This window comes from Kitasatospora sp. NPDC034023 (assembly GCF_055575795.1).
This window is the reverse complement of the sequence record NZ_JBVIRY010000018.1, coordinates 117,609-137,990: the sequence shown is the minus strand read 5'-3', so window position 1 is coordinate 137,990 and position 20,382 is coordinate 117,609. Positions and strand designations below refer to the sequence as shown.

Here is a 20,382-nt window from a genome sequence, read left to right as displayed (position 1 = left end):
CAGAGGACTCGTTCCATGACTGACCTCGCCATCCCCGAACCCCGGCCCGCTGCCGTCGCCGTCCAGCCGACGGCCGCCGCGGTCCCCGGGAAGTCCATCGCCGACTGGGCCCACGAGGCAGACCTCGCCTACCAGCTCGCCGACCGCCTGTCGACGACGTCGTTCATCCCCTCGACGATGCGCGGCAAGGTCGGCGACATCACCGCCTGCCTACTGGCAGGCAACGAGCTCGGCCTGCCGCCCATGGCCGCGCTGAAGTCCATGGATGTCATCCATGGGACACCGGGCCTTCGGGCCCACGCCATGCGGGCACTCGTGCAGTCCCGTGGCCACGAGATCGAGCTGATCGAGTCGTCCGACACGGTGTGCCGGATGCGCGGTCGCCGAAACGGTTCGGAGGCGTGGCAGGAGGTCGTGTGGACGATTGCCCGGGCTCAGCTGGCCGGGTTCGTGGCGAAGAACTCGAACTACAAATCGCAGCCGACGAACATGCTGGTTGCCCGTGCGACGGGCGAAATCTGTCGGCTGGTCGCATCCGACGCCCTTCACGGCGTTCCTTACACCGTGGAAGAGCTGCGGGACTCGCAGCTGCAGATCACGGCGGTGCAGGCAGGCGCGCCGGTGACGGCAGCGGAGATCCTGTCGCGTCGCGGGCCGGCCCCGCAGGAGATCGCGCCCGCGGATGGCACTGACGCCGAGGCAACCGGCGACACCGACCCGGTTGACGGCGAGGTGTATGACGAGGCCGCGAAGCTGTGGGACGACATCCTCGACGCTGCCGACGACAAGCACGGCTGGTCGCCGGAGCAGACGGAGCGTGAGTTCCTCAATGGCTCCATGGGAGTCCCGGCCGCCCTGGCACCCCTCGAAACCCTCCGGGCCTTCCACGCGCACCTGACAGGCGGTGCGTCATGACCATCGATCACGCCAAGGAGGCTTCCCGGCTGCTGTCGCAGGCGTCGTACCGGGCCAGCGACCAGTCGGGTGCCCGGTTCGCCGACCCGCAGACCGCTGCGATCCTCGCCTCAATGGCCCAGGCGCACGCCACGCTGGCGCACCTGCCACAGCAGCAGGTCGACGCGCAGGAGCAGCTGCACAGGTTGCTCAGGGTCGTTGTCGAGCACGCAGTGAGGCTGGCAACCCATTGGCAGCCCGAACTGCGCCAGGCCTCCAAGGAATTCATGCGCGACCTCGATGGCGCCGGCATCGAGATCGACCGGCTGGTCGACGAACGCTCCGAGAAGACGGGTCACGGTCCGTACCTGTGCGACATCTTCGGACAGCGATACGACCTGACGAAGCAGTGGATCGACCGGAACGGTAAGCGGTGGGAACACGTCAACGACTGGTCCGACGTGGGAGGCCCCATCATGCGTCGCGATGAGCCGAACGGCGACGCGATGGTCCTGTCCGAACTCATCCGCGAGTACGGACCGCTCAACACGGTCGTCGTGCCCCCGCTGGCGCCCGTTGTTGAGCCCGAAGACCCCCCGTTCTAACCGGCTGGCGGGACCGCGCCCGCTCGTAACAGGCGCGGTCCCGTCTCCCCAGCATCCCCTACTTTCCAGCGGAGGATTCCATGTACTTCCTCAAGGTCCGCCGCGGCGGATTCGACACCGAGACCACCGGCCCGATCCCCGAGGACGCGCGCATCGTCACCGCCGCACTCGTCCTCCGGGGCGGACACAACCAGGCGAGCGAGACCCGCGCCTGGCTCATCAACCCCGGCGTGCCGATCCCCGCCGAGGCCACTGCCGTCCACGGCATCAGCACCGAGCAGGTCGAGGCCGAGGGGCAGGATCCGAAAGCTGCGCTGGAGGAGATCGCCGACCTCCTCGCCCGGTCCCTGAACGCCAGCGTGCCCATCGTCGCGTTCAACCTGTCGTTCGACTGGAGCGTGCTCCACGCCGAGCTGATCCGCCACGGTCTCGCCCCGATGAGTGAGCGCGTCACCGCGACGCATCCTGCGCTGATCGACCCGCACGTCATCGACAAGCACGTCGACCGGTACCGCCGCGGCAGCGGCATGCGGAAGCTGAAGCCGACGGCCGAGGTCTACGGCGTGCGCATCACCGACTGGCACACCGCCGAGGCCGACGCGCTCGCCGCCCTCTTCATCGCCGAGGCCCAGTTCCAGAAGTACACCTGGCTGAACGCCCTGGGCCCGGCCGGCCTCCACGGGGCTCAGCAAGGCTGGCGGGCTGAGCAGCAGGCCGGCCTTCAGGAGTGGTTCCGGACGAAGGCTTCGCCGGAGCAGGGCGGGGCGCCGGACAAGGTCATCGACGGGTCGTGGCCGCTCCTCCCCCTGCCCGTGGCGGTGATGTCGTGACCGTAACCACTAAGGTCACCGAGCTCACCAGCGTCGAGGCCGACCTGATGGCGCACATCGCCCAGGGTCACGACTTCCCGCAGATCGCCCGAGAGATGGGCATCACCGTGTACGCGGCCCGCTTGATCAACCGGGACCTCTTCGAGCGGCTTGGGGCCCGCAACGCCGCGCACGCCGTCGGAATCGTCGTCGGCCTCGGGTTGATCCCGGCCGATGTCGCCACCAGCTCCACCACCCAGACCGGAGGGCACGATGTTCGGTAGACGCCGCATAGCCGAGCAAGCCGAGCGAATCGCCTGGCTGGAGAGTCGGGTGGCCGAGCTCAACAAGGCGCTCCGCATCAGCTGCAACGAGGAGGCGGTGAGCTTCCGCAGGTCGGAGCGGTTCGCCGACGACATCATCGCCGCCGAGAAGAAGCTCACGGCCGCGAAGATCGAAAACGCCACGCTGATCTTCCGGGCGGACGACTGGGCCGAGACCGCGGTCAACCACGCCGAACGCCTCGGCCGCGCCCTCCGAGCCTGTGCCCGGTACCGGGCCGAAATCCAGGACTTGCGCCGCAAACTGCGCGACCAGCGCCGCGACTTCGCCGAACGGCAAATCGCCCTCGAAGACCGGCTCCACGCACTCCAGGACGCCACCGAGAACCACTACCGCGCATCGGCCGCCACCGCAGCACCGGCCGCTCCGATCGCCGCGTGACCACCGCCTTCTGCCTGGCCCTCCTCTGGTGCACCCACACCGGCGTCAGCACCGTCCAGGCCTACCACCACCTCGACCAGAAACGACCCGTGCTCACCCGATACGCGCTCGCACTGGCCCTCCTGGCCGGCACCGCCCTCGCCCTCATCGCCTACGCCCTCACCGCATGGAGCACCCGTGACTGACACCCTTCTCTCCGCGCCCCCTGACCTCACCATCACCGTGCTGGGCCACCGGCCCGCCCCCCAGGGCAGCAAGAAGAAGAGCCGCACCGGCGCCATCATCGACGACAACCCCCGCACCAAGCCCTGGCGGAAGGCCGTTCACGAAGCAGCACTTGAGGCGATGGAGAACCGTCTCATCCTCGATGGCCCGCTGTCGGTCGAGGTCGCTCTCACCGTCCGCAAGCCGGCCTCCGCCCCGAAGACCCGCATCACGTGGCCGACCACGCGGGACAGCGGCGACATCGACAAGCTGCTCCGCTCCACCTTCGACGCGCTCACCACCGCCGGTGCAATCGCCGACGACTCCCGCATCGTCGAGGTCGCCGCCCGCAAGATGCACCCCGGCGAAGGCATCGACGCCCTCGACCAGCCCGGCGCAGTCATCCGCGTGTGGAAGCTCGGGGAGCAGCGATGAGCTGGGAGTCCGAGGGCGCCTGCGTCACCCGCAAGGTCAACCCCGACCTGTTCTACCCCAAGTCGTTTGTCAAGGACCGCGACCAGGTGGAAGTAGCTCGTTGGGTCTGCCAGCGGCGCTGCCCCGTCACCGCCCAGTGCCTTGCCGACGCCCTCGCAAAAGAGGGCCGAAAGAGCGCGAAGGAGCGCTCCGGCATCCGGGGCGCGCTCACCCCTGGCGAACGGGCCGCCCTCAGTGAGCGGACCCGCCTCGCTGAAGCGGCATGACCACGGTCCTGACCTGAACCAGCTGCGCCCCAGCTGGGCCAGGCCAGGCCCGCCCTACGGCGGCCTCACGCACCTTCACGGGCGAAGGCCGCCGCCCCACCCCACACCCAAAGGACAGCCATGGCCGGAGAAACCAACATCACACTCGTCGGCAACCTGGTCGACGATCCGGAGCTGCGCTTCACCCCGTCCGGCGTTGCCATCGCCAAGTTCCGCATCGCGTCCACCCCCCGCACCTTCGACCGTCAGACGAACGAGTGGAAGGACGGCGAGAGCCTCTTCCTCACGTGCAACGTCTGGCGGCAGCCGGCGGAAAACGTGGCCGAGTCCCTGCAGCGCGGCATGCGCGTCATCGTGCAAGGCCGACTCGGGCAGCGCTCGTACGAGAAGGACGGGCAGAAGCGGACCGTCTTCGAGGTCGAGGTCGACGAGGTCGGCCCGTCGCTGAGGAACGCAACAGTGAAGGTCACCAGGGCCAACCGCACACAGGGCGGGCCGCAGCAGGGGGCCCAGAGCGCGGACCCGTGGTCCCAGTCAAAGGGGCCGTCGCAGTCCGGCTGGGGCGCGCCGCAACAGGAGCCTCCCTTCTGAGCCGTCACGGCATCTGACCAGCACATCATCCAGCACTGTTAAGGGAGCACGTCAGCATGGCACGCGGTCACGGACGGGTTCTCACCCGCATCTGGGACGACCCCGACTTCACCGTTCTGCCCGGGGACGTTCAGCGGCTCTACCTGTTTCTCATCAGCCAGCCGAACCTCAACCACGCGGGCCTGCTGCCGCTGACGCTGAAGCGCTGGAGCTCACGGGCGCACGGTCTGAGCCCGGCGGTCCTGCGGGAGCAGCTCGCGGTGTTGTCGGCACGCCGGTTCGTTGTGGTCGACGAGGACACCGAGGAGCTTCTCGTTCGCTCGTTCGTGCGCAACGACGGCGTGTGGAAGCAGCCGCAGGTGATGGGCGCAATGGTGTCGGGGGCGCTGGAGATCACGTCTAGGCCGTTGCGGGCCGCCCTTCTTGCGGAGGTGGAGCGGATCCCACTGGACGAGCTGAGCGATGAGCCCGGCCGGAAGGGTCTGTCGCCGCTGCAGGAGGTGTCTCGGCACATCGCGGCGCTGCGGGTGGCGTTCAGGGAGCCGGACCCGAAGCCTCCTGCGGCAGTCCTTCCGGAAGGGGTTGGGGAAGGGGTTGCGGAACCCCTTCCCGAAGGGGTGGATGCAGGCTCAACGCGCGCGCGCGGGCGTTTTCCCCTACCCCATTCCCCTTCTCTTCTCGTCGCGGATGTCGTCGACATCCGGTCCGCCCGCCAAGAGCGGCCGGACGTGGAAGAGGCTTGCGCGCTCCTCGCGGACCTGATCGCCGAGAACGGCACCAAACGCCCGAACATCACCAAGCGGTGGCGAGACGCAGCCCGGCTCATGATCGACGCCGACCACGTCACCCTCCCGGACGTCCTGGGGGCCATTCGCTGGTGCCAGGCCGACGAGTTCTGGCGAAGCGTCATCCTCTCGATGCCGAAACTGCGCCAGAAGTACCCCCAGCTCAAGCTTCGCGCCCAAGCCCAGCAGCAGCGCAAGCAACCCACCAGCTACCAGACCTACGCAGACCAAGGGGTCTTCTGATGACGGCCACCATGCCTGTCGAGGTCGACGATCTCGCAGACCTGGAGCGGCCCCGACCCAACGACCTCGAAGCTGAACAGGCCTACCTCGGCCGCGTCATAACCGCCGCGAACGGCCGCCTCCTGCTCCGCGACCACCCCGTCGCCGGCAGCGACTTCTACCGCCCCGCCCACGCGGCAATCCACAGTGCCATCAACGCCGTCGGCGAGCGCGGAGAACCGATCGACCTGTACACGGTCACCGCTGAACTCCAGGGCCGTAAGGCTCTCAGCCGGGTCGGTGGGGGCTCCTACCTCGCCACCTGCGTTCAGGCCGCGTACTACGGCGGCGACGCCGAATGGCTCGCCTGGCGCATCCGCGACCTCGCCCAGCGGCGCGCCCTCATCGAAACCGGTCAGCGCATCGCCCAGCTCGGCTGGATCCCCGACACCGATGCCGACGCCGGAGACCTTGCCGAGACCGCCGTCGGCCTCACCCGCACGGTCCGGGACGCCGGCCGCGCCGCCGAGGACTCCCCCGTCGTTGACATGCTCGACTTCCTTGACGGCCCGGACCCCGGCTATGACTGGGTCAGCCCCGGCTACATGGAGCGCGGCGAAAGGTGCATCTGGACTGCGGGCGAAGGCGGCGGCAAGTCGGTGCTGCTGCGGCAGATCGCCGTGTGTATCGCCGCCGGGATCCTGCCGTTCGACGGCCGTCCGTCCGAGCACGGGGCGAAGAAGGTCCTGGTGCTGGACTGCGAGAACAACGTCCGCCAGTCTCGCCGGCACTACAGCCGGCTCTTTGCGATCGCCGAGCAGCACGGCATGGCGGTGCGCCGCGGCCAGTTCCATTTCGACCTGCGTCCCGAAGGCGTCGACCTCACCCGGGCGGCTGGGCGGGCGTGGCTGATGCGGCGCGTCGAAGCCGTCCAGCCCGACCTGCTCGTCGTTGGGCCGATCTACAGGTTGCACGAAGGCGATCCCAACGACGAACGGCATGCCCGCGCCGTCACTGTCGCCCTCGACCAGGCCCGGCTCGTTGCCGACTCGGCGATGGTCCTGGAGGCTCACGCGGCAAAGGGCAACGGGCAAGGCCCCCGGCCCCTGGCCCCGGTCGGCTCCGGCCTGTGGCTGCGCTGGCCCGAGTACGGCATGGGGCTGCGCCCGGTCGAGGACGCCCGCTCCGCCCAGGAGGACCGGGCCCGGCGGGTCGTCCTGTGGCGCGGGGCGCGCGAGGAACGGCAGTGGCCGGCCTTCGTGTGTCAGGGCGCGGACGGCTCGTGGCCGTGGCGCTCGTACAAGCCGATCGACGCCGACCCGTTCACCGGCCACTCCCCCACCGGAGCGCTCTCATGACCCTGACCGAGCACTGCCCGTCCTGCCTGTCGCGCGCCCGGATCGTCCATCGCGTCGACGACGGCTCGCACATCTGCACCGAGTGGCTGTGCGGTCGGTGCGGGCGCAGCTGGCGGACGGAGTACCTGTCGGACGCGTACGCGGATGAGGAGTCCTACGGAACGTCGTGACTGTCGGGCTTCCTGGCTGAGCGTCATGACGTGGCGCCGGTAAGGGCTCTTTCGGGGCCAACTCCGACATCGAAGCCCCCGGGCGGCCCTTCAGGCTCCCCCGAAAGCCGCCCCGCCCGATCACCCCAACCCAACCCCAGCAGGCCACACACGCCCCCTTCTCTCCCCGATTTGAGGCCATCATGGCGAACAGAGCCACCGTGCTCCTTGAAGAACCCGTCCGCACGAGCGCTCCCCCGCCGACCGCGGGTCGCGTGGCGCAGCTTGTCGACGCCGCCGAGCGCCGCCGTCTGACGCCGGTCGAAGCGGCGGAGCTGCGCCGTGGCATCGAGCACCTGGAGGCCTGCCTGACGGACGCGGGGGCGCAGCTGCGCCGGGCGGCCGATGCCGCGGAGCGGGCGCGGGACGACCACGCGAGGGATCTGCTGACGGTGCATCACCCGGCGATGGGTGTGGAGTGTCGGCGGTGCGGCGCGGCGGCGGGCACGTGGTGTCGGCCGGTGGTGGGCCTGGCGATGCCGCGAACGCTGCATGTGGCGCGCCTCGTGGATGCGGGGGTGCTGTCGTGAAGCCGATTCCCCTCGGACCTACCACTAAGGCGGTCGCGGCCAAGATCCGCCAGCTCCGTCGCAAGCGCGGCCTGAACCAGGAGGCCCTCGCCGAACGCCTATCTGCGGCCGGCCGGCCGATGTGGCCGACAACGCTGTCGAAGCTGGAGCGCGGCCAACGACGCATCGACGTGGACGACCTGGTCTCGATTGCGGAAGCCCTCGGGATCGGTCCCGCGCAGCTGTTGGAACCGCCGGAGGCGTGCTCGATGTGCGAAGGCACGCCCCCGCCCGGCTTCACGTGCCAGGCGTGCGGAGCCGAGGGGGCCCGGCCGTGATCGAGGTCTCTCGGATTCTGGTGACGGGTTCGCGGGCTTGGTCGGATCGGGCCGCGGTGGAGCACGCGCTGGGCGTGGCGTTCGGGCTGTGGCGGCCCATTGTGCTGGTGCATGGGGCTTGCCCTACCGGGGCGGACTGGTTCGCGGCTGAGTGGGCGCAGCCGGCTGACTGGGATCGGCACGGGCGGGCTGCGGGGCCTATTCGGAACGCGCAGATGGTGGCGGCTGGGGCGCGGTACGTGCTCGCCTTCCTGCTGCCGAACAGTCGCGGGACCGAGGACTGCGTGCGGCGGGCGGAGGCTGCGGGGATTCCGGTGCGGCGTTTCGAGGCGGAGCGGTGACCGGGCACGGGCAGCACAAATGGCCGCACGGCATAGGCCGGCGGCTGGCGGGGCGGGGTTGCTCAGTCCCGCGGGACGTGCCCGGTGAGGATCGCGGCGGCCGCGTCGACGCCGCCGACCTTGCGAATGAGTTCGCCCAGTTCGACGGGTACGACGGCGGCCTGTGGCTTATCCCGGCGGGTGAGGAAGACGCAGCGGCGCAGCAGGCGCACCGAGGCGATGACATCGGTGATGTTGGCACGGGCTTCAGAGATCGGGATGTCGTCGGTGTTGTGATCCATGCGTCGATGATACCCAAATCACTGCTTGCACAAAAGGGCGGGTTGTACAATAAGACGGTGCGCTACATAGAGCGGCCCATGCCGCATCGACTGACCCAGAATCGCCACTCCAAGAGTGGACTGCCCTGCCATCACTTCGACTTGCACGGCCTGACATGCGATGAGTACGACGACATGCGGAGACGTGCCGGTGATCGCTGCGAGATCTGCCACACCCCCGAGGCAGAGACGGGTGGTCGCCGGCTGGTCATCGATCACTTTCAGGCGCGGCGGATGTGGATCGTCCGCGGCCTGCTCTGCGATGGCTGCAACTCCCTGATGTCGAAGTTCGATGGAACAAAGAACTGGGGGCCACGCCGCGCTGAGCGCGAGCCGCTGGCCAGGGCCTACCAGGACCGCTGCTGGCAGCAGATCTCAGGCGAGGAGCGGTCCCGAATGGAAGCGATCCAGGAGAGGCTACGAAGTCGTCGCCCTTAGCGTCTTGTTGTACAACTCGCCGTGTTGTACATTTGGAGCACAAGGAACGGCGCCGGGCCGGACCAAGCAGCTGAGCTGGAGCGCAACATGCGCCGCACGATCACCGCCATCCGCCGCACCATCCAGGCCGCCCGCACGGTCCACTACCTCGACCTCAACGACCCGCGGCTCACCACCATCAGCAACTACCTGACCAGCCTCGGCGCCGACGAGAAGCTCATCCGCTCCACCAAGTCCGTCCTCGGCGGCCGCATCAAGAAGGCGTTCGCCAACGCCGGCATCACCCGCCCCGGCCTGCTGACCCGCATCAAGCCCCGCAAGGCGCACCGTTCCTGGCTGAAGGTGACCCCGGGCTACCTGCCGGAGCAGCTGCCGATCCTCGACCGGGTCATCGCCTGCTACCCGAAGACCGCCCACCTCGTCCCGGAGGTCGGCTGAACCAACTTCGCCGCCAACCAGCCCGCCCACCCGCACGCCAACTGCACGGAAGGCGCACAGATGACCGCCGAGAAGTGGGAGCCCGCCGCCTTCAAGGACTTCCAGCCCGGAGACACCATCCAGTTCTGGACCAACGACAACGGATACGGCGGCCTCGGCGAGGTATGGCGCACCGGCACTGTCACCAAGGTGACCGCCAAGACGATCGTCATCGACTGCGAGAGCAACCTGCTCGGCAAGCGGGCCGTCATCCGCTTGGCCGACTGGTCGCGCCGCTGCCCCATGAAGGGCATCTCGTGAACTCGAACCCGTCCGACGCCGAGATCGAACTCCTCCTCGCCGCGTGCGGCCTGAACCTCCCCCGCGAGTTGAAGCCCTGCGGGACACAGGCCGCCTATCACCGGCACCTCGACCACGGCGAGAAGCCGTGCGAGGCGTGCACGACCGCTAACCGCGAGTACGGCCGGCAGCTGCGGACGCGTCCGCATACCCGGCTGCGCCCCATCAAGCATGGAACACCCGGCGGCGCTGACGCTCACCGCTATCGCGGTGAGGGCGCATGCGGGGCCTGCGCAGAGGCGTACCGGGCGGATCGCCGTCGGCGGGCTGCTGTTCGCCGCACGGCTTGAAGCCCTCGCCAGCTGGCTCCCCCCGCGCCATTTACCCCTGAGGAGATCTGATGAACACCCAGTCAGTCACTGACGCCACCCGCACCCGCCACGAGATCTTCCTTCGTCAGACCATCGCGCACAGCGTCGGCATCGCCCGCGGTCCGCGCGGGACGACCGGCGCCCACGCCGACGCGTCCGTGAACGCCTGGTGGGCGCACCGCCTTCTGGGTGCTCTCGCCGACGTGGTCCCGGCGGCCGAGCTCGCGGTGTTGCTGAGCGACATCAGCGAGGAGCTGGAGATGGGTGGCGCGCATGAGGCCGCGTACGTCGACGCGGTCGGGATCGGGATCGACGTAGACGGGCTGACCGCGCACGCCGAGGCCAAGTTCACCACCCACCCCGCCGCCTGAGGAGAACCCGATGAGCCGCATTCGCACCGCACGCGATGCAGCACGCCACGCCCAGCACACCCACCTGAACGCCACCGACCTCCGTGCTGTCCACGCCGACGAGCCCGGCGGCAGCCGGCGGCACATCGGATGGACGTTCAACACCGGCGGCGACGGCGGTCACTTCAGCCACGGTTGGGTCCTCACCAACGGCACCATCAGCGCCACCGCCAATCTGTCCCTGCCCGAGGCTCGTGACGAGGCCCGCCTCAACGCCCGGACGCCGCGATGACCACCAACCGGATCGACGAGCTCCAGGCAGCGTGGGATCGAACGATCGCCGAGATCCAAGCGCACGACCCCAAGTGCGGACTCTGCTTTGAGCAGCAGACCATCCTCGCTGGCCGCTGCAGTACCGGGAGAGGCCTTCGGAAGAAGCTCCTGCAGATCAACGACGAGTACTTGCAAATCACCGGCGCCACCGCCGCCGAGGAGACCACCCAATGAGCGACCTGACCGCCGCCCTCTCCTCCTGGGAACGTGCAGCGGCCCGCGCGACCGGCAGCCACGGCACCCTCAGCCACGAGATCAAGATCCGCGAGTTCGACACCGGCCACACCCTCAACCTGCTGATCACCCCCGTTCAGGCCGCCGACCTCGCCCAGCGCCTCAACACCACTGAGAGGAACGCCCGATGACCCAGCCCACGAACGACCTCGCCGCCGTGACCGTCAGCGCCGAGACCCTCGACGCCGCCTACAACGAGATGCGCACCGCTGTCACGTCCACCGTGCAGCAGTTCCTCGACAACTGCCCCGAAGGCTTCGCTGCCGACACCGTGGCCGAGGCCGTGGTCGACGTCTGCTCCGACGAGCTCGACGACCTGTACAACGCCCGGGCCCAGCGCGACGCCTACCAGGCCCTGCTGATTCGTGAGGGCTACCTGCCCGACCCGTACGAGGGCGTGGCGTTCGGCAACACCACGATCGCCGCCCAGGAGGCCTGAGCCATGACCCAGCACCTGACCGCCGAGCAGTGGAACCAGCGTCACCCGGTCGGCACCCCCGTCACCGCCTACCCCGGCGTCCGCCCCGAGGACCCGGCCGCCGCCGACCTCTGCACCGTCCTGACGACCCGCACCCGCAGCGAGGCCTGGACCCTCGGCCACGGCGAACCGGTCGTCATGGTCGACAGCTACGCGGGCGGCATCTCCCTCGAACACATCGACCTCCACACCGAGGAGACCAGCCGATGAGCACCCAGCAGTCTGCCCGTGACCTCCTGCTCGACGTCATCAGCGTCACCGAGTGCGCCAACAGCGGCAGGACTCCGGAGGGCCTCCTCGACGCCTACCGCAAGGAGGTACTCGCCAAGGAGGCCGCCCGGCAGCGGGCCGCCGCAGACATCCTCCCCGAACACCTCGCCGCCGTTCGCCCGCTGATCGGCACCGTGGCTGACCTGATTGACCCGGACGCCCTCGTCTGGTTCGCCCCGGCCCGCATCCGTGACGCCGCGACCGACCTGCTCGCTGCCGCGGAGACCACCCGATGAGCGCCGCGCTGCGGATCACCGTTGTCCGCTACCAGTGCCCCGACTGCCGCCGCACACACGCCAAGAAGGCCACCGCCGAAGCCCACATCAACCGCTGCTGGTACCGCCCCGCCAACCGAGGCTGCAAGACCTGCACGCACTACGAGCCCGCCGGAGACGGTGCCCAGTGCATCCCCGGCGACCAGTGCAGTTGCGACAGCTACCCCGAGTTTTGCACCGCCGGCGCCGGGCGGACGCTCACCCAGCCCCTGACCGGCTGCCCGGACTGGCAGCCCACCACCGAGGAGCCCGCCCGATGAGCACCGCCTTCGCCATCCGCGGCACCACCCGCTACCACGTCGACGTCGCCTGCCGGGCCCTCGACAGCGCCCGCCTCAACCACGGCGGCACCGTCCTCCAGATCGCCGACACCGCCGGCCACACGCCGTGCCTGGTGTGCGCCAGCCCCGACGCCACCGAATGGACCGTCACCCCAGAGACACTCGGCGAACTCCTGGAGCTCGTCGGTCCGTCAAAGCCGCACTGGGCACCGCTGCCCGCGGACTCCGCGCTCGCCGTCAGCACACAGGTCGACGGCCTTACCGTCCTCGCCCACCGCCGCAAGCCCCGCACCGTCGCCCGCTTCGGCGACACCATCACCCGCCAGCCCGACGGCACCTGGACCGCCCAGCACGCCGAGGAGACCACCCGATGAGCACCCAGCCCCAGCCCGCCGCCAGCGACCAGACCCGCTGCCCGTCCACCCACTGGTACCTGCTCCTCAGCTGCGAACTGCCCCGCGGGCACCGCGACAACTGGCACCAGGGCCAGGACGCCGCCAACGTCACCATCCGCTACCGCCGCACCATCGGCGTCACCGAGGCGTACCTCGGCGGCAACTGGGAGCCCACCGACGTGCCCACTCCCGACGGCCTGGACTGGCGAGCCACCGAGTCCGTGCTCAACCACGCCGGCCAGCGCGGCGACACCGACACCATCACCGTCATCGACGGTCTGAGCCGACAGAACGACGCCCTGCTCGCCCGGGTCCGGGAACTGGAGGCCGAGACCGAGCGGCTCCGGGACGTGCTGAAGCGCACCCGGGCCCTCGCCGAGACCGACCCGCCCACCTGCGCGGACTGCGGTCACCTCGAATCCGCCCACGACCCGGCCGGTGACCGCGACTGCAACGCCTCCGCCGCCCGCGTCCGCTCCTGCACCTGCGCGTACTACATCGCCTGCTACCCGCAGCCCGCCCCCAGCGGCCCGCAGACGGCCGCCTGACGGCCGAACAGCACCGCACCGGACCACCAGCCCGCCCGAGCGCCCGAACGGGCGTCCACCGGCCCGCCACGCCAACCACGGAGACCGCCATGGACCAGCTCCTCGACCACGACCCCGACACCTGCGTCGGCATCTGCTGCGGAACCTGCGCCCGCTGCGGCCGCCAGTTCGATGCCACCGACACCCGCCACGACGGCCGGGCCCGGCACGGCCTGACCGACTACTGCCGCGCCTGCGTCGACCGGTACCACGACAACGAGGACGCCGACCACCGCTGCGTCATCTGCGCCGATTAGGAGCCCCATCCGATGGCCATGGACACCGACTTTCCGCAGCACCCCAACTGGCCGTCGCCCCGCCGCTACGGCCGCCCCCTCACCGCCCGCCAGAAGGCCTTCCTCAACCACCTCGATGTCCGCTGCGGCACCCACGAAGGCTGGCTCCGCCACCGCGACGAAGGCGACCTTCCCTGCGGAGACTGCAACACCGCACACGAGGCCCACCGCGCCGCCGCCGACGAGCGGCCCGACCTCTGCGGCACGAACGCCGGCTGGCAACGCCACCGCCGCATGAAGCGGGACCCCTGCCCCGACTGCGTCGAGGCCCGCGCCGACTACGAACGCTCCCAGTGCGGCAGCTACGCGGGTTACCGCATCCATCTCCGCAACCACACCGAACCCTGCCCGGCCTGCGCCAGCGCGAACGCCGACCGACTCCGGGACTGGCAGGCCGCCAACTCCGAGAAGACGCGCGGCTACCAGCGCACCTACTACGAGCGTCACCGCGACCAGCGCATCGCCTACTCCGCCAACTATCGCCGCAAGATCAAGGACGCCGCCTGATGGCCATCGAACTGCCCGACCGCCCCCGCCGCTTCCGTGTCCACAAGGTCGACAACGAGCCGCAGGACTGCACCCTTCACCCCGACGGCCGGATGAGCAGGGAACTCTGCGGCCAAACCCTGTGGAGCATGCTCTCGTTCGACGCCATGCTCGACATGAACTGGGCGGACGCCGAAATCGAGTGGGACCCGGCGCCGGCCGAGGCCACGGCGTCCGTGCAGGCCTCCGAGGCGGACACGCCGCTCTGCCTCTTCGACGCCGCCGGGGGGCGACCGGTGACCGACACCCCGCCGCCCAGCCTCCGCGACCTCCTCCTCGCCGCCCGCACCCCGACCAGCTGAGGAACCGCCATGGACCCCATCACCGTCCGCTGGGACCGCACCATCCTCCCCACCACCCCCGGCGACGACACCATCGTCTGCTGCCTCACCGACGACGGCCAGCCCGTCGCCCTCATCCTCAGCGACGAACACCGCGTCGGCCTCGGCCTCCAGCTCCTCGACCCCGAAGGCGAGTAGGCCATGAGCGACGACCGGCCGCACGGATACGCCCGCTACAAGCTCAACGGCTGCCGCTGCTACACCTGCGGTTGGGCCGTCGCCCAGTACCGCGACCACCGCGAGCAGCTCCTCCGCCGCGGGCAGTGGCAGCCCTACGTTGATGCCGACCCGGCCCGCCAGCACGTCGCCAACCTCAAGGCCTGCGGACTCGGCGATCGCACCATCGCCAACCTGGCCGGCCTCGAACGCAAGACCGTTCGCGTCCTGGTCCACGGGCGTCCCGAGCGCGGCACCCCGCCCCCGGCGCAGATCCGGCCAGCCACCGCCGCTGCGATCCTCTCCGTCGAGCCGACCGCCGAGAACCTGCCCGACGCCGCCGTCATCAGCTCCGCCGGCACCGTACGCCGTCTCCGGGCGCTCGTGGCTGCTGGCTGGCCCCAGGCCCAACTCGCTGCCCGGCTCGGCATGACCCCCGGAAACTTCGGCGCCACGCTTCGACGCGAGCAGGTCATCGTTCGTACCGCCCGCGCCGTCGGATCGCTCTACGACCAGCTGTGGAACACCGACCCCAGCGCCGCAGGCGTCGACAACCAGGCCACCGCCCGGGCCCGCAACCACGCCCGCAACCACGGCTGGGCACCCGTCGGCGCCTGGGACGACGACACCATCGACGACCCCACCGCCGAACCGGACTGGACTGGAGCGTGCGGCACCCGCGCCGGCTATGAAGCCCACCGGCGCATGGACACCGTCACGTGCCCGCGCTGCCGAGCCGCCATGACAGCTCTGCGAGCCGAACGCAAAGCCGCCGGAGCCGCCGCGTGAGCTTCTACATGATCCCGATCGTCCACTGCGACGGCCCCGACTGCGAAGCGCCCGAGATCAACCACCCCGCCGCCCACACCGCCGCCGACGTCCGCCGCCTCCGCCGCCCCGACGGCTGGCACCAGCGCCCCGGCGGCCGGGACATCTGCCCCAACTGCTGGGCCGCAGGCCACCGCTGACCCTGTTGCCCGACGCCGCCCGCAACCCGCGCGGGCGGCCACCACCACCAGCCCAGGAGCACACCGTGACCAGCCACATCCCTGCCAGCCTGCTCGCCGCCGCAGCCACCAGCCTCCGCGACATCCAGACACCGCTTGCCGCACACCTCGCCCTCATGCACCCCGACGTCGGCACCACTCTCGCGAAGTGGCTGGAGCGCGAGGCCGAGATCTGGGCCCAGTGCGAGACCGTCAAGGCCGAGATCGCGCCGCAGGGGTTCAAGCTCTCGTGGGGCATCAGCACCCACGAGGAAGCCCTCGCGGTGGCCCGCGCGGTGCTCGGCCAGGACGGCGGCCAGCAGTGACCGACCACACTGTCCGCCCCGGCCAGGTCTGGGCCAACAGGTACGACAGCGGCAGCAAGTTCCGCATCGAGTCGGTCGACGACACCCACGCCACCGTTGTCCCCGTCACCATCACCCCGCAGAACGCCGTCGTGCTGCGGCCCGGCCGACAGACCCGCATCCGGCTCGCCCGGCTCCGCACCGGCACCGGCTACCGGCTCATCCGCGACGCCCAGGAAGGCCAGCAGTGACCCTCGAACCCCACGTCCAGGCCACCCGCTACACCGTCAACTGCATGCCCCCCGGACTCGGCGCCGGACGCCCACCTCTGGGCCCTGCACGTCGAACTCGGACGCGATGGCTACTGGTCCGTGACCGACGGACACCAGTACCTCGACGACAACTCCATCTGGCACCACACCCGCTGGGAGGCCGGACCGCTGACCCTCGGCAACGCCCTGGCGATCGCCGAGGCAACCGCCCCATACCTGGCGGTGAACGGATTCACTCCGGATCAGGCGCTTGCGCGCATCGCCCGCCTCCAGGCCGAGCCCACCGCGTGACCGGGTCCCCCTGGCTGGTCCAGGCCGGCGCCCTCTACGGCGCCGGCCTCGCGGCAGCCCTCCTCGCACTCCACCCCCGGAGACGCACATGAACCCCGACCTCGCCGCCCTGCTCGCCTGCAGCCCCCTCGCAGCCTGGTGGGCCTACCGCATCCACACCGACCGGAGGACCCCTATGCCCGACCTGCCCGACGACATCGGCATCACCCCCGCCACCGGCAACCGGCCCGCCATCCTCTGGGCCCGCTACGGCAACACCACCGAGTTCTACGCCGTCCGCGACACCATGCCCGCCGACGGCGAGGAGCCGCAGCCGTGACCCGCGCCGAAGCCCTTGCCCGGGCAGCCGAGTGGGCCCACGGCGCCGAAAAGGCCCTGGAGGACTCCACCCAGGCCCACGAGGATGCCCGGCGCCTCATGGCCGAACCCGGCGGCTACTCCACCCCCGAGGTCTCGCGTCTCATCTCGCTTGCAGACAAGCGATCCGACGATGTCCACATCCTGCTGGCGATAGCCCAGACCTGGGCCGCAATCGCCGCAGCCACACCCGAGGAGCCCCAGCCGTGACCCGCGAGCACACCCCGCGGCCCGGCCGCACCTGGGACACCACCCTCACCCACGTCGAGATGGTCGTTCCGGACGACGCCCCCGACCCCCGCCCCAACCGCGCCACCCGCCGGGCCCTCAAGCGCGCCAAGAGGAAGACCAGCCGATGACGTTCAACGCCCGCCCCGGGCAGGCCCTCACTCCCGCCGAGATCGACGCGCTCCGATGCGCCGCCCGCGGCTACACCATCAACCAGACCGCCCACTGCCTGAACATCACCCGCGCCGCCGTTCTCAACCGCACCCAAAGCGCTCGCACCAAGCTTGCCGCCCGCAGCACCACCCACGCCGTCGTCCTCGCCCACCAGACCGGCCAACTCGACCTCGACTGCAGCACTGCCGGCATCACGCGCGCCCTCGAAGCCGCCGCCCGGCTCGCTGCCAACACCCCCAGGAGCGCCGCATGATCCCCGAGCAGGAGACCTACCAGCAGCAGCTTGTCCGGATGCGGGACGAGGCGCTTAACCGGGCCGTCCACGCTGAGTGCGATGTCCGAGCCGCTGAGGACGAACTCGGCAAGCACCGGCGCCAACGCGGTGATCTCATCGAACGAACCCGCGTCGCCGAAGCCCGCGCTAACGCACTCGCCACCACCCTCGATGACGTCCTGGGCACGTTCATCCACAAGGTCCACCCCGGGTATGCCGGACTCCAGTCGATGATGATCCCGGTGGCTGAAGTTGAGGGATGGCGCCAGGACCTGGCGGCCGCCCGCGTTGGCTGCCCTGACCCGATCGAGTGCGACCATGAGGCCGCGCTGGGGCTGGCCGAGGCGCGGATAGCCGCCTTGACGGCGCAGTTCGATGGCGCCATGGAAGGCTGGGGCAACGAGTCGAGGATCTACACGGCCCTGATTGCCGCCGTCCGCGCGCTCGCCGACGAGCTGGAACGGCAAGAGGCGTACGGCGGGCTGGCCGACGGCTACCAGGACGCCGCGGACCGGATCCGCGCGGCACTCGAAGCCCGGCAGTGACCGAGGACATTGAGGCGTTCGTCGACTGGTGGCTCACCGCCAGCGACGAAGACCGCCAACAGTTCATCGCAGACAGCCTGCCGGCCCCCGCCGAACGTCCATCGGTGGTTGACGTCATCCGCGACCTCGCCGACTACCGGCCGGGAAGCGCCACCTGCTGACCGGCCGCTCCGCACCGTGACGGCCCCGGCGCTCTTGCGTGAGCGCACGAATCGTTCCAGCTGGCCGGGCCATTTTCAGTGACCCGTTCGGGCTCTGGCTGGCGATTTTCGGGGCCGCTACAAAGGACCCATGAGCAATCCCGAGTACGTCCCGGTCAGCGCCGCGCACCTTCGCAACTTCTTCGATGCCGACGGCAAGCCGCTGGAAGGCAGGAGCAAGTGCCCGACGTGTGGCCGGACCGATCTGTTCCAGCTGGACTTCTCGAACGGCCAGGTGATGCGGTTCTCCAGCCTGTGTCACGCGTTCGAGGTGCCGACCCCCAGCTGACCAGTGTCCTGCCCGCTGCGCCCGGCCGATTGGTCGGGCGCTTTCGTGTGTTCGACGGGCTGGTCGTCGCCGCGGACATTGGCGAGGGCGTCGGCGATAAGCCAGGCGAGGGGTTCGGCGTCGTTGATGGGTTGGTGGCCGACGATCTGCCCGTTGATGATCCATTTAAGGAAGACGCCAGCGCGGGGCTTCGCGGATTGGGAGAGGCCGGCGTAGACCCAGCCCTGTTCGCCGCGGGCTTCGGTTTCGAGGTTGAGCGGGATGAGCTTGGAGCGATGAGCGCCGCCACGAGCACCGAGGCTGGCCTGCTCATCGGGGACGTCGCAGTGGGCGGGGTCGCACCAGGTGGGGTGGAGGGTCGTGCTCACGCGCTCAAGGCTAGTCGAATGCTTGTTCGAGCTGCACATCTGGACTCCCCCGGAACCCTTGACTCCGCATGATCGCGGGCAGATCCTGGCCACCCCTCAGGGAGGAGCCCTCATGCCCGATCCCGCCCCGAATCCCACCGTGACCGTCAGAGTCGGCACAGACCCTTGCCCGCGGTGTAGCCGGACCGTTGTCCTCACTGCACACATCACGCTCGGCGACGGCTTCGACCTGCACCTGTGCCGCCGCTGCGACGCCGGGGCCACGGCCGGTGGCCGACTCCTCGCTGTTCTCGGGCTGCCGGACGGCCAGCGGCCGATGGACCTGTTCAGGGAGTTCACCGCGGCATGGCTCCGCGACGGCGCAGCAGTCTACGGATGGCACCAGGTGCCGCCAGCGGACTGAACAGGTGGGACGGTGCCGGACGCCTGTCAAGACGCGAGTCGGCTCTTGCCCGGATCTCCCCCGCCCGGACGCCGGCGGCCGGTTCCGCCAGTGGTCCTTTTCGCTGCCGTGGTCTTCTTCGCAGGGCGGGCCGCCGGGGTCTTCGGATGCTCCTGTGCAGCCCGATCCAGCGCCTCCTGCAGCAGTGCAGTCAGGTCGAGCACCTGGGCCTGCTCCAACACCTTGGCGTCCGGAGCGTGCGGGGCCGGCAGCCCGGCGGCCTTCGCCTCCACGACCTGGGTCAGGGCGAGCGTGTACTCGTCCTCCTCGGCGTCGGGTTCGAATCCCTCGCTGTAGGTGTCCATGAGCTGCCTGGCCAGCGCAATCTCTTCCGGGCGCAGCTCGGCGGTCTTCGGGGCGAGTCCGGCGGGGCTCTTCACTTCGTCGGGCCACAGGAGGGTCACCATCGTGAGGACGTCGCCGCGGGTGCCGATCGCAACGAGGTTGTCGCGGGTGCGGATGGCGGTGCGGGCGATGGCGACCTGGTTGCTTTGGGTGAGGGCTTCGCGGAGTAGGGCGTAGGGCCGTGCTGCGCCTGGTGTGGAGGTGGTGAGGTAGTAGGCGCGGTTGTAGTGCATGGGGTCGACGCGTTCGGCGGGGAGGAAGCCGAGGATGCGGATTTCGTTGGTGTCGGGCATGGGGAGGGAGTCGAGGTCTTCGCGGGTGAGGACGAGTGTGCGGCCGTCGGGCAGCTCGTAGCCGTGTTCGATCTCGTGCTCGGGGACCTCGATGCCTTCGTGTTCGCAGACCTTGCGGTAGCGGATGCGGGCGCCGTCTTGGGCGTGGACCAGATGGAGCGGGACCTTGTGCTCTGTGGTGGCTGTGACGATGCTGACGGGCACGCTGACCAGGGAGAACGTGAGGACTTTCTTGGCGATCACTGTTGGCACGGCGCGCTCCAGGTGTACCCCCTGCTGGTCGTCTTCTCAGTCCATCGGTGCCGCCCGGTGATCGCATCCTGGCCGGGATGTGTC

At 69.9% G+C, this 20,382-nt stretch carries 48 protein-coding genes; 45 read left to right on the top strand and 3 right to left on the bottom strand.

Annotated features, from left to right (window positions below; genetic code table 11):
* Positions 1 to 15: 15 nt before the first annotated feature.
* The 15 genes from ACZ52R_RS24075 to ACZ52R_RS24005 all read left to right on the top strand — a co-directional run bounded on the left by ACZ52R_RS24075 (position 16) and on the right by ACZ52R_RS24005 (position 8,289).
* Complete coding sequence (locus tag ACZ52R_RS24075) at positions 16 to 915, top strand: hypothetical protein (protein ID WP_465665033.1); 900 nt, start codon at positions 16 to 18, stop codon at positions 913 to 915.
* Positions 912 to 1,499, top strand: a complete 588-nt coding sequence (locus tag ACZ52R_RS24070) for a phiSA1p31-related protein (RefSeq protein ID WP_465665031.1) — start codon at positions 912 to 914, stop codon at positions 1,497 to 1,499. Before ACZ52R_RS24075 ends, ACZ52R_RS24070 begins: the two co-directional genes overlap by 4 nt.
* Before the next feature lie 80 nt (positions 1,500 to 1,579).
* Entirely contained in the window at positions 1,580 to 2,329 is a 750-nt protein-coding gene (locus tag ACZ52R_RS24065) for an exonuclease domain-containing protein (RefSeq protein WP_465665029.1), read from the top strand.
* Positions 2,326 to 2,592 (top strand): helix-turn-helix transcriptional regulator, encoded by a 267-nt coding sequence (locus ACZ52R_RS24060; RefSeq protein ID WP_465665027.1) that lies wholly within the window; start codon positions 2,326 to 2,328, stop codon positions 2,590 to 2,592. The genes ACZ52R_RS24065 and ACZ52R_RS24060 overlap by 4 nt, the downstream gene beginning before the upstream one ends.
* The gene (locus ACZ52R_RS24055) at positions 2,582 to 3,031 is read left to right on the top strand and encodes a hypothetical protein (RefSeq protein ID WP_465665025.1); all 450 of its coding nucleotides are present in this window, start codon (positions 2,582 to 2,584) and stop codon (positions 3,029 to 3,031) included. Before ACZ52R_RS24060 ends, ACZ52R_RS24055 begins: the two co-directional genes overlap by 11 nt.
* Entirely contained in the window at positions 3,028 to 3,216 is a 189-nt protein-coding gene (locus ACZ52R_RS24050; RefSeq protein WP_465665024.1) for a hypothetical protein, read from the top strand. The genes ACZ52R_RS24055 and ACZ52R_RS24050 overlap by 4 nt, the downstream gene beginning before the upstream one ends.
* Positions 3,209 to 3,670, top strand: coding sequence for a RusA family crossover junction endodeoxyribonuclease (locus ACZ52R_RS24045; protein WP_465665023.1), 462 nt, complete (start codon positions 3,209 to 3,211; stop codon positions 3,668 to 3,670). The genes ACZ52R_RS24050 and ACZ52R_RS24045 overlap by 8 nt, the downstream gene beginning before the upstream one ends.
* Complete coding sequence (locus ACZ52R_RS24040; RefSeq protein WP_465665021.1) at positions 3,667 to 3,936, top strand: WhiB family transcriptional regulator; 270 nt, start codon at positions 3,667 to 3,669, stop codon at positions 3,934 to 3,936. The genes ACZ52R_RS24045 and ACZ52R_RS24040 overlap by 4 nt, the downstream gene beginning before the upstream one ends.
* 120 nt (positions 3,937 to 4,056) lie before the next feature.
* Positions 4,057 to 4,527, top strand: a complete 471-nt coding sequence (locus tag ACZ52R_RS24035) for a single-stranded DNA-binding protein (protein WP_465665019.1) — start codon at positions 4,057 to 4,059, stop codon at positions 4,525 to 4,527.
* 56 nt (positions 4,528 to 4,583) lie between these two features.
* On the top strand, positions 4,584 to 5,555 hold the full coding sequence (locus ACZ52R_RS24030; protein WP_465665017.1) for a hypothetical protein: 972 nt from the start codon (positions 4,584 to 4,586) through the stop codon (positions 5,553 to 5,555).
* Positions 5,555 to 6,892, top strand: a complete 1,338-nt coding sequence (locus ACZ52R_RS24025) for an AAA family ATPase (RefSeq protein ID WP_465754121.1) — start codon at positions 5,555 to 5,557, stop codon at positions 6,890 to 6,892. The genes ACZ52R_RS24030 and ACZ52R_RS24025 overlap by 1 nt, the downstream gene beginning before the upstream one ends.
* Positions 6,889 to 7,062, top strand: coding sequence for a hypothetical protein (locus tag ACZ52R_RS24020; RefSeq protein ID WP_465754120.1), 174 nt, complete (start codon positions 6,889 to 6,891; stop codon positions 7,060 to 7,062). Before ACZ52R_RS24025 ends, ACZ52R_RS24020 begins: the two co-directional genes overlap by 4 nt.
* Positions 7,063 to 7,316: 254 nt before the next feature.
* The gene (locus tag ACZ52R_RS24015) at positions 7,317 to 7,631 is read left to right on the top strand and encodes a hypothetical protein (RefSeq protein WP_465665013.1); all 315 of its coding nucleotides are present in this window, start codon (positions 7,317 to 7,319) and stop codon (positions 7,629 to 7,631) included.
* Positions 7,628 to 7,948, top strand: coding sequence for a helix-turn-helix domain-containing protein (locus tag ACZ52R_RS24010; RefSeq protein WP_465665011.1), 321 nt, complete (start codon positions 7,628 to 7,630; stop codon positions 7,946 to 7,948). The genes ACZ52R_RS24015 and ACZ52R_RS24010 overlap by 4 nt, the downstream gene beginning before the upstream one ends.
* On the top strand, positions 7,873 to 8,289 hold the full coding sequence (locus ACZ52R_RS24005) for an SLOG family protein (RefSeq protein ID WP_465754119.1): 417 nt from the start codon (positions 7,873 to 7,875) through the stop codon (positions 8,287 to 8,289). The genes ACZ52R_RS24010 and ACZ52R_RS24005 overlap by 76 nt, the downstream gene beginning before the upstream one ends.
* Positions 8,290 to 8,351: 62 nt before the next feature.
* Here the strand turns inward: ACZ52R_RS24005 and ACZ52R_RS24000 are convergent, their stop codons facing one another.
* Positions 8,352 to 8,570 carry a prevent-host-death family protein gene (locus ACZ52R_RS24000; RefSeq protein ID WP_465665008.1) on the bottom strand — a complete coding sequence of 73 codons (219 nt, stop codon included), beginning with the start codon at positions 8,568 to 8,570 and terminating at the stop codon, positions 8,352 to 8,354.
* A 57-nt stretch (positions 8,571 to 8,627) separates the two neighbouring features.
* Between ACZ52R_RS24000 and ACZ52R_RS23995 the strand changes: the two genes are divergently transcribed.
* From ACZ52R_RS23995 to ACZ52R_RS23855, 29 genes are all read left to right on the top strand, one after another.
* On the top strand, positions 8,628 to 9,047 hold the full coding sequence (locus ACZ52R_RS23995; RefSeq protein ID WP_465665006.1) for an endonuclease domain-containing protein: 420 nt from the start codon (positions 8,628 to 8,630) through the stop codon (positions 9,045 to 9,047).
* Positions 9,048 to 9,134: 87 nt separating this feature from the next.
* A complete protein-coding gene (locus tag ACZ52R_RS23990) occupies positions 9,135 to 9,485 on the top strand; it encodes a hypothetical protein (RefSeq protein WP_465665004.1) in 351 nt (116 codons plus the stop codon).
* A 60-nt stretch (positions 9,486 to 9,545) separates the two neighbouring features.
* Positions 9,546 to 9,785, top strand: a complete 240-nt coding sequence (locus tag ACZ52R_RS23985) for a hypothetical protein (RefSeq protein WP_465665002.1) — start codon at positions 9,546 to 9,548, stop codon at positions 9,783 to 9,785.
* 379 nt (positions 9,786 to 10,164) lie between these two features.
* Positions 10,165 to 10,506, top strand: coding sequence for a hypothetical protein (locus tag ACZ52R_RS23980; protein WP_465754118.1), 342 nt, complete (start codon positions 10,165 to 10,167; stop codon positions 10,504 to 10,506).
* Positions 10,507 to 10,516: 10 nt separating this feature from the next.
* Positions 10,517 to 10,777, top strand: coding sequence for a hypothetical protein (locus ACZ52R_RS23975; RefSeq protein ID WP_363567644.1), 261 nt, complete (start codon positions 10,517 to 10,519; stop codon positions 10,775 to 10,777).
* Positions 10,774 to 10,992, top strand: coding sequence for a hypothetical protein (locus ACZ52R_RS23970; protein WP_465754117.1), 219 nt, complete (start codon positions 10,774 to 10,776; stop codon positions 10,990 to 10,992). Before ACZ52R_RS23975 ends, ACZ52R_RS23970 begins: the two co-directional genes overlap by 4 nt.
* Positions 10,989 to 11,183 carry a hypothetical protein gene (locus ACZ52R_RS23965; protein ID WP_465754116.1) on the top strand — a complete coding sequence of 65 codons (195 nt, stop codon included), beginning with the start codon at positions 10,989 to 10,991 and terminating at the stop codon, positions 11,181 to 11,183. The genes ACZ52R_RS23970 and ACZ52R_RS23965 overlap by 4 nt, the downstream gene beginning before the upstream one ends.
* Positions 11,180 to 11,491 (top strand): hypothetical protein, encoded by a 312-nt coding sequence (locus ACZ52R_RS23960; RefSeq protein ID WP_465754115.1) that lies wholly within the window; start codon positions 11,180 to 11,182, stop codon positions 11,489 to 11,491. Before ACZ52R_RS23965 ends, ACZ52R_RS23960 begins: the two co-directional genes overlap by 4 nt.
* A gap of 3 nt (positions 11,492 to 11,494) precedes the next feature.
* Positions 11,495 to 11,740, top strand: a complete 246-nt coding sequence (locus tag ACZ52R_RS23955) for a hypothetical protein (RefSeq protein WP_465754114.1) — start codon at positions 11,495 to 11,497, stop codon at positions 11,738 to 11,740.
* The gene (locus ACZ52R_RS23950; protein WP_465754113.1) at positions 11,737 to 12,036 is read left to right on the top strand and encodes a hypothetical protein; all 300 of its coding nucleotides are present in this window, start codon (positions 11,737 to 11,739) and stop codon (positions 12,034 to 12,036) included. Before ACZ52R_RS23955 ends, ACZ52R_RS23950 begins: the two co-directional genes overlap by 4 nt.
* The gene (locus ACZ52R_RS23945; protein ID WP_465754112.1) at positions 12,033 to 12,335 is read left to right on the top strand and encodes a hypothetical protein; all 303 of its coding nucleotides are present in this window, start codon (positions 12,033 to 12,035) and stop codon (positions 12,333 to 12,335) included. Before ACZ52R_RS23950 ends, ACZ52R_RS23945 begins: the two co-directional genes overlap by 4 nt.
* Entirely contained in the window at positions 12,332 to 12,730 is a 399-nt protein-coding gene (locus ACZ52R_RS23940) for a hypothetical protein (protein ID WP_465754111.1), read from the top strand. The genes ACZ52R_RS23945 and ACZ52R_RS23940 overlap by 4 nt, the downstream gene beginning before the upstream one ends.
* On the top strand, positions 12,727 to 13,299 hold the full coding sequence (locus ACZ52R_RS23935; protein WP_465754110.1) for a hypothetical protein: 573 nt from the start codon (positions 12,727 to 12,729) through the stop codon (positions 13,297 to 13,299). Before ACZ52R_RS23940 ends, ACZ52R_RS23935 begins: the two co-directional genes overlap by 4 nt.
* Positions 13,300 to 13,388: 89 nt before the next feature.
* Positions 13,389 to 13,595 (top strand): hypothetical protein, encoded by a 207-nt coding sequence (locus tag ACZ52R_RS23930; protein WP_465754109.1) that lies wholly within the window; start codon positions 13,389 to 13,391, stop codon positions 13,593 to 13,595.
* Positions 13,596 to 13,607: 12 nt separating this feature from the next.
* Complete coding sequence (locus ACZ52R_RS23925) at positions 13,608 to 14,141, top strand: hypothetical protein (protein ID WP_465754108.1); 534 nt, start codon at positions 13,608 to 13,610, stop codon at positions 14,139 to 14,141.
* Positions 14,141 to 14,482 (top strand): hypothetical protein, encoded by a 342-nt coding sequence (locus ACZ52R_RS23920; RefSeq protein WP_465754107.1) that lies wholly within the window; start codon positions 14,141 to 14,143, stop codon positions 14,480 to 14,482. Before ACZ52R_RS23925 ends, ACZ52R_RS23920 begins: the two co-directional genes overlap by 1 nt.
* A 9-nt stretch (positions 14,483 to 14,491) precedes the next feature.
* Positions 14,492 to 14,659 (top strand): hypothetical protein, encoded by a 168-nt coding sequence (locus ACZ52R_RS23915; protein ID WP_465754106.1) that lies wholly within the window; start codon positions 14,492 to 14,494, stop codon positions 14,657 to 14,659.
* Between the two features lie 3 nt (positions 14,660 to 14,662).
* On the top strand, positions 14,663 to 15,466 hold the full coding sequence (locus ACZ52R_RS23910) for a hypothetical protein (RefSeq protein ID WP_465754105.1): 804 nt from the start codon (positions 14,663 to 14,665) through the stop codon (positions 15,464 to 15,466).
* Positions 15,463 to 15,645 carry a hypothetical protein gene (locus ACZ52R_RS23905; RefSeq protein ID WP_465754104.1) on the top strand — a complete coding sequence of 61 codons (183 nt, stop codon included), beginning with the start codon at positions 15,463 to 15,465 and terminating at the stop codon, positions 15,643 to 15,645. Before ACZ52R_RS23910 ends, ACZ52R_RS23905 begins: the two co-directional genes overlap by 4 nt.
* Before the next feature lie 65 nt (positions 15,646 to 15,710).
* On the top strand, positions 15,711 to 15,989 hold the full coding sequence (locus ACZ52R_RS23900; protein ID WP_465754103.1) for a hypothetical protein: 279 nt from the start codon (positions 15,711 to 15,713) through the stop codon (positions 15,987 to 15,989).
* Positions 15,986 to 16,219 carry a hypothetical protein gene (locus tag ACZ52R_RS23895; RefSeq protein ID WP_465664963.1) on the top strand — a complete coding sequence of 78 codons (234 nt, stop codon included), beginning with the start codon at positions 15,986 to 15,988 and terminating at the stop codon, positions 16,217 to 16,219. Before ACZ52R_RS23900 ends, ACZ52R_RS23895 begins: the two co-directional genes overlap by 4 nt.
* A gap of 120 nt (positions 16,220 to 16,339) precedes the next feature.
* Positions 16,340 to 16,531, top strand: a complete 192-nt coding sequence (locus ACZ52R_RS23890) for a hypothetical protein (RefSeq protein ID WP_465754102.1) — start codon at positions 16,340 to 16,342, stop codon at positions 16,529 to 16,531.
* Between the two features lie 88 nt (positions 16,532 to 16,619).
* Positions 16,620 to 16,850, top strand: a complete 231-nt coding sequence (locus ACZ52R_RS23885) for a hypothetical protein (RefSeq protein ID WP_465664959.1) — start codon at positions 16,620 to 16,622, stop codon at positions 16,848 to 16,850.
* A complete protein-coding gene (locus tag ACZ52R_RS23880; protein WP_465664957.1) occupies positions 16,847 to 17,098 on the top strand; it encodes a hypothetical protein in 252 nt (83 codons plus the stop codon). Before ACZ52R_RS23885 ends, ACZ52R_RS23880 begins: the two co-directional genes overlap by 4 nt.
* Positions 17,095 to 17,247, top strand: coding sequence for a hypothetical protein (locus tag ACZ52R_RS23875; RefSeq protein ID WP_465754101.1), 153 nt, complete (start codon positions 17,095 to 17,097; stop codon positions 17,245 to 17,247). Before ACZ52R_RS23880 ends, ACZ52R_RS23875 begins: the two co-directional genes overlap by 4 nt.
* A complete protein-coding gene (locus ACZ52R_RS23870; RefSeq protein ID WP_465754100.1) occupies positions 17,244 to 17,543 on the top strand; it encodes a LuxR C-terminal-related transcriptional regulator in 300 nt (99 codons plus the stop codon). Before ACZ52R_RS23875 ends, ACZ52R_RS23870 begins: the two co-directional genes overlap by 4 nt.
* Positions 17,540 to 18,109, top strand: coding sequence for a hypothetical protein (locus ACZ52R_RS23865; RefSeq protein WP_465754099.1), 570 nt, complete (start codon positions 17,540 to 17,542; stop codon positions 18,107 to 18,109). Before ACZ52R_RS23870 ends, ACZ52R_RS23865 begins: the two co-directional genes overlap by 4 nt.
* On the top strand, positions 18,106 to 18,270 hold the full coding sequence (locus ACZ52R_RS23860) for a hypothetical protein (RefSeq protein WP_465754098.1): 165 nt from the start codon (positions 18,106 to 18,108) through the stop codon (positions 18,268 to 18,270). Before ACZ52R_RS23865 ends, ACZ52R_RS23860 begins: the two co-directional genes overlap by 4 nt.
* Before the next feature lie 130 nt (positions 18,271 to 18,400).
* The gene (locus ACZ52R_RS23855; RefSeq protein WP_465754097.1) at positions 18,401 to 18,598 is read left to right on the top strand and encodes a hypothetical protein; all 198 of its coding nucleotides are present in this window, start codon (positions 18,401 to 18,403) and stop codon (positions 18,596 to 18,598) included.
* Here the strand turns inward: ACZ52R_RS23855 and ACZ52R_RS23850 are convergent.
* A complete protein-coding gene (locus ACZ52R_RS23850; protein ID WP_465754096.1) occupies positions 18,568 to 18,966 on the bottom strand; it encodes a hypothetical protein in 399 nt (132 codons plus the stop codon). The genes ACZ52R_RS23855 and ACZ52R_RS23850 overlap by 31 nt on opposite strands.
* Before the next feature lie 112 nt (positions 18,967 to 19,078).
* Here ACZ52R_RS23850 and ACZ52R_RS23845 point away from each other — a divergent pair, with 112 nt between their 5' ends.
* On the top strand, positions 19,079 to 19,369 hold the full coding sequence (locus ACZ52R_RS23845) for a hypothetical protein (protein ID WP_465664945.1): 291 nt from the start codon (positions 19,079 to 19,081) through the stop codon (positions 19,367 to 19,369).
* 26 nt (positions 19,370 to 19,395) lie between these two features.
* Here ACZ52R_RS23845 and ku read toward each other — a convergent pair whose 3' ends face one another.
* Positions 19,396 to 20,298 carry a non-homologous end joining protein Ku gene (gene ku, locus ACZ52R_RS23840; RefSeq protein ID WP_465754095.1) on the bottom strand — a complete coding sequence of 301 codons (903 nt, stop codon included), beginning with the start codon at positions 20,296 to 20,298 and terminating at the stop codon, positions 19,396 to 19,398.
* Between the last annotated feature and the right edge of the window lie 84 nt (positions 20,299 to 20,382).

What these genes read in the sequence shown, in the direction of transcription:
- ACZ52R_RS24040 (WP_465665021.1), top strand. Translation starts at nt 3,667, where the DNA reads ATGAGCTGGGAGTCCGAGGGCGCCTGCGTCACCCGCAAGGTCAACCCC.
- ACZ52R_RS24000 (WP_465665008.1), bottom strand. Translation starts at nt 8,570, where the DNA reads ATGGATCACAACACCGACGACATCCCGATCTCTGAAGCCCGTGCCAAC.
- ACZ52R_RS23935 (WP_465754110.1), top strand. Translation starts at nt 12,727, where the DNA reads ATGAGCACCCAGCCCCAGCCCGCCGCCAGCGACCAGACCCGCTGCCCG.
- ACZ52R_RS24025 (WP_465754121.1), top strand. Translation starts at nt 5,555, where the DNA reads ATGACGGCCACCATGCCTGTCGAGGTCGACGATCTCGCAGACCTGGAG.
- ACZ52R_RS23925 (WP_465754108.1), top strand. Translation starts at nt 13,608, where the DNA reads ATGGCCATGGACACCGACTTTCCGCAGCACCCCAACTGGCCGTCGCCC.
- ACZ52R_RS23870 (WP_465754100.1), top strand. Translation starts at nt 17,244, where the DNA reads ATGACGTTCAACGCCCGCCCCGGGCAGGCCCTCACTCCCGCCGAGATC.
- ACZ52R_RS23965 (WP_465754116.1), top strand. Translation starts at nt 10,989, where the DNA reads ATGAGCGACCTGACCGCCGCCCTCTCCTCCTGGGAACGTGCAGCGGCC.
- ACZ52R_RS23950 (WP_465754113.1), top strand. Translation starts at nt 11,737, where the DNA reads ATGAGCACCCAGCAGTCTGCCCGTGACCTCCTGCTCGACGTCATCAGC.
- ACZ52R_RS23980 (WP_465754118.1), top strand. Translation starts at nt 10,165, where the DNA reads ATGAACACCCAGTCAGTCACTGACGCCACCCGCACCCGCCACGAGATC.
- ACZ52R_RS23975 (WP_363567644.1), top strand. Translation starts at nt 10,517, where the DNA reads ATGAGCCGCATTCGCACCGCACGCGATGCAGCACGCCACGCCCAGCAC.
- ACZ52R_RS24070 (WP_465665031.1), top strand. Translation starts at nt 912, where the DNA reads ATGACCATCGATCACGCCAAGGAGGCTTCCCGGCTGCTGTCGCAGGCG.
- ACZ52R_RS24065 (WP_465665029.1), top strand. Translation starts at nt 1,580, where the DNA reads ATGTACTTCCTCAAGGTCCGCCGCGGCGGATTCGACACCGAGACCACC.
- ACZ52R_RS23990 (WP_465665004.1), top strand. Translation starts at nt 9,135, where the DNA reads ATGCGCCGCACGATCACCGCCATCCGCCGCACCATCCAGGCCGCCCGC.
- ACZ52R_RS23930 (WP_465754109.1), top strand. Translation starts at nt 13,389, where the DNA reads ATGGACCAGCTCCTCGACCACGACCCCGACACCTGCGTCGGCATCTGC.
- ACZ52R_RS23960 (WP_465754115.1), top strand. Translation starts at nt 11,180, where the DNA reads ATGACCCAGCCCACGAACGACCTCGCCGCCGTGACCGTCAGCGCCGAG.
- ACZ52R_RS23865 (WP_465754099.1), top strand. Translation starts at nt 17,540, where the DNA reads ATGATCCCCGAGCAGGAGACCTACCAGCAGCAGCTTGTCCGGATGCGG.
- ACZ52R_RS23955 (WP_465754114.1), top strand. Translation starts at nt 11,495, where the DNA reads ATGACCCAGCACCTGACCGCCGAGCAGTGGAACCAGCGTCACCCGGTC.
- ACZ52R_RS23970 (WP_465754117.1), top strand. Translation starts at nt 10,774, where the DNA reads ATGACCACCAACCGGATCGACGAGCTCCAGGCAGCGTGGGATCGAACG.
- ACZ52R_RS24075 (WP_465665033.1), top strand. Translation starts at nt 16, where the DNA reads ATGACTGACCTCGCCATCCCCGAACCCCGGCCCGCTGCCGTCGCCGTC.
- ACZ52R_RS24030 (WP_465665017.1), top strand. Translation starts at nt 4,584, where the DNA reads ATGGCACGCGGTCACGGACGGGTTCTCACCCGCATCTGGGACGACCCC.
- ACZ52R_RS23910 (WP_465754105.1), top strand. Translation starts at nt 14,663, where the DNA reads ATGAGCGACGACCGGCCGCACGGATACGCCCGCTACAAGCTCAACGGC.
- ACZ52R_RS23945 (WP_465754112.1), top strand. Translation starts at nt 12,033, where the DNA reads ATGAGCGCCGCGCTGCGGATCACCGTTGTCCGCTACCAGTGCCCCGAC.
- ACZ52R_RS23985 (WP_465665002.1), top strand. Translation starts at nt 9,546, where the DNA reads ATGACCGCCGAGAAGTGGGAGCCCGCCGCCTTCAAGGACTTCCAGCCC.
- ACZ52R_RS23845 (WP_465664945.1), top strand. Translation starts at nt 19,079, where the DNA reads ATGCCCGATCCCGCCCCGAATCCCACCGTGACCGTCAGAGTCGGCACA.
- ACZ52R_RS23915 (WP_465754106.1), top strand. Translation starts at nt 14,492, where the DNA reads ATGGACCCCATCACCGTCCGCTGGGACCGCACCATCCTCCCCACCACC.
- ACZ52R_RS23920 (WP_465754107.1), top strand. Translation starts at nt 14,141, where the DNA reads ATGGCCATCGAACTGCCCGACCGCCCCCGCCGCTTCCGTGTCCACAAG.
- ACZ52R_RS23855 (WP_465754097.1), top strand. Translation starts at nt 18,401, where the DNA reads ATGAGCAATCCCGAGTACGTCCCGGTCAGCGCCGCGCACCTTCGCAAC.
- ACZ52R_RS24055 (WP_465665025.1), top strand. Translation starts at nt 2,582, where the DNA reads ATGTTCGGTAGACGCCGCATAGCCGAGCAAGCCGAGCGAATCGCCTGG.
- ACZ52R_RS24035 (WP_465665019.1), top strand. Translation starts at nt 4,057, where the DNA reads ATGGCCGGAGAAACCAACATCACACTCGTCGGCAACCTGGTCGACGAT.
- ACZ52R_RS23885 (WP_465664959.1), top strand. Translation starts at nt 16,620, where the DNA reads ATGAACCCCGACCTCGCCGCCCTGCTCGCCTGCAGCCCCCTCGCAGCC.
- ACZ52R_RS24020 (WP_465754120.1), top strand. Translation starts at nt 6,889, where the DNA reads ATGACCCTGACCGAGCACTGCCCGTCCTGCCTGTCGCGCGCCCGGATC.
- ACZ52R_RS23940 (WP_465754111.1), top strand. Translation starts at nt 12,332, where the DNA reads ATGAGCACCGCCTTCGCCATCCGCGGCACCACCCGCTACCACGTCGAC.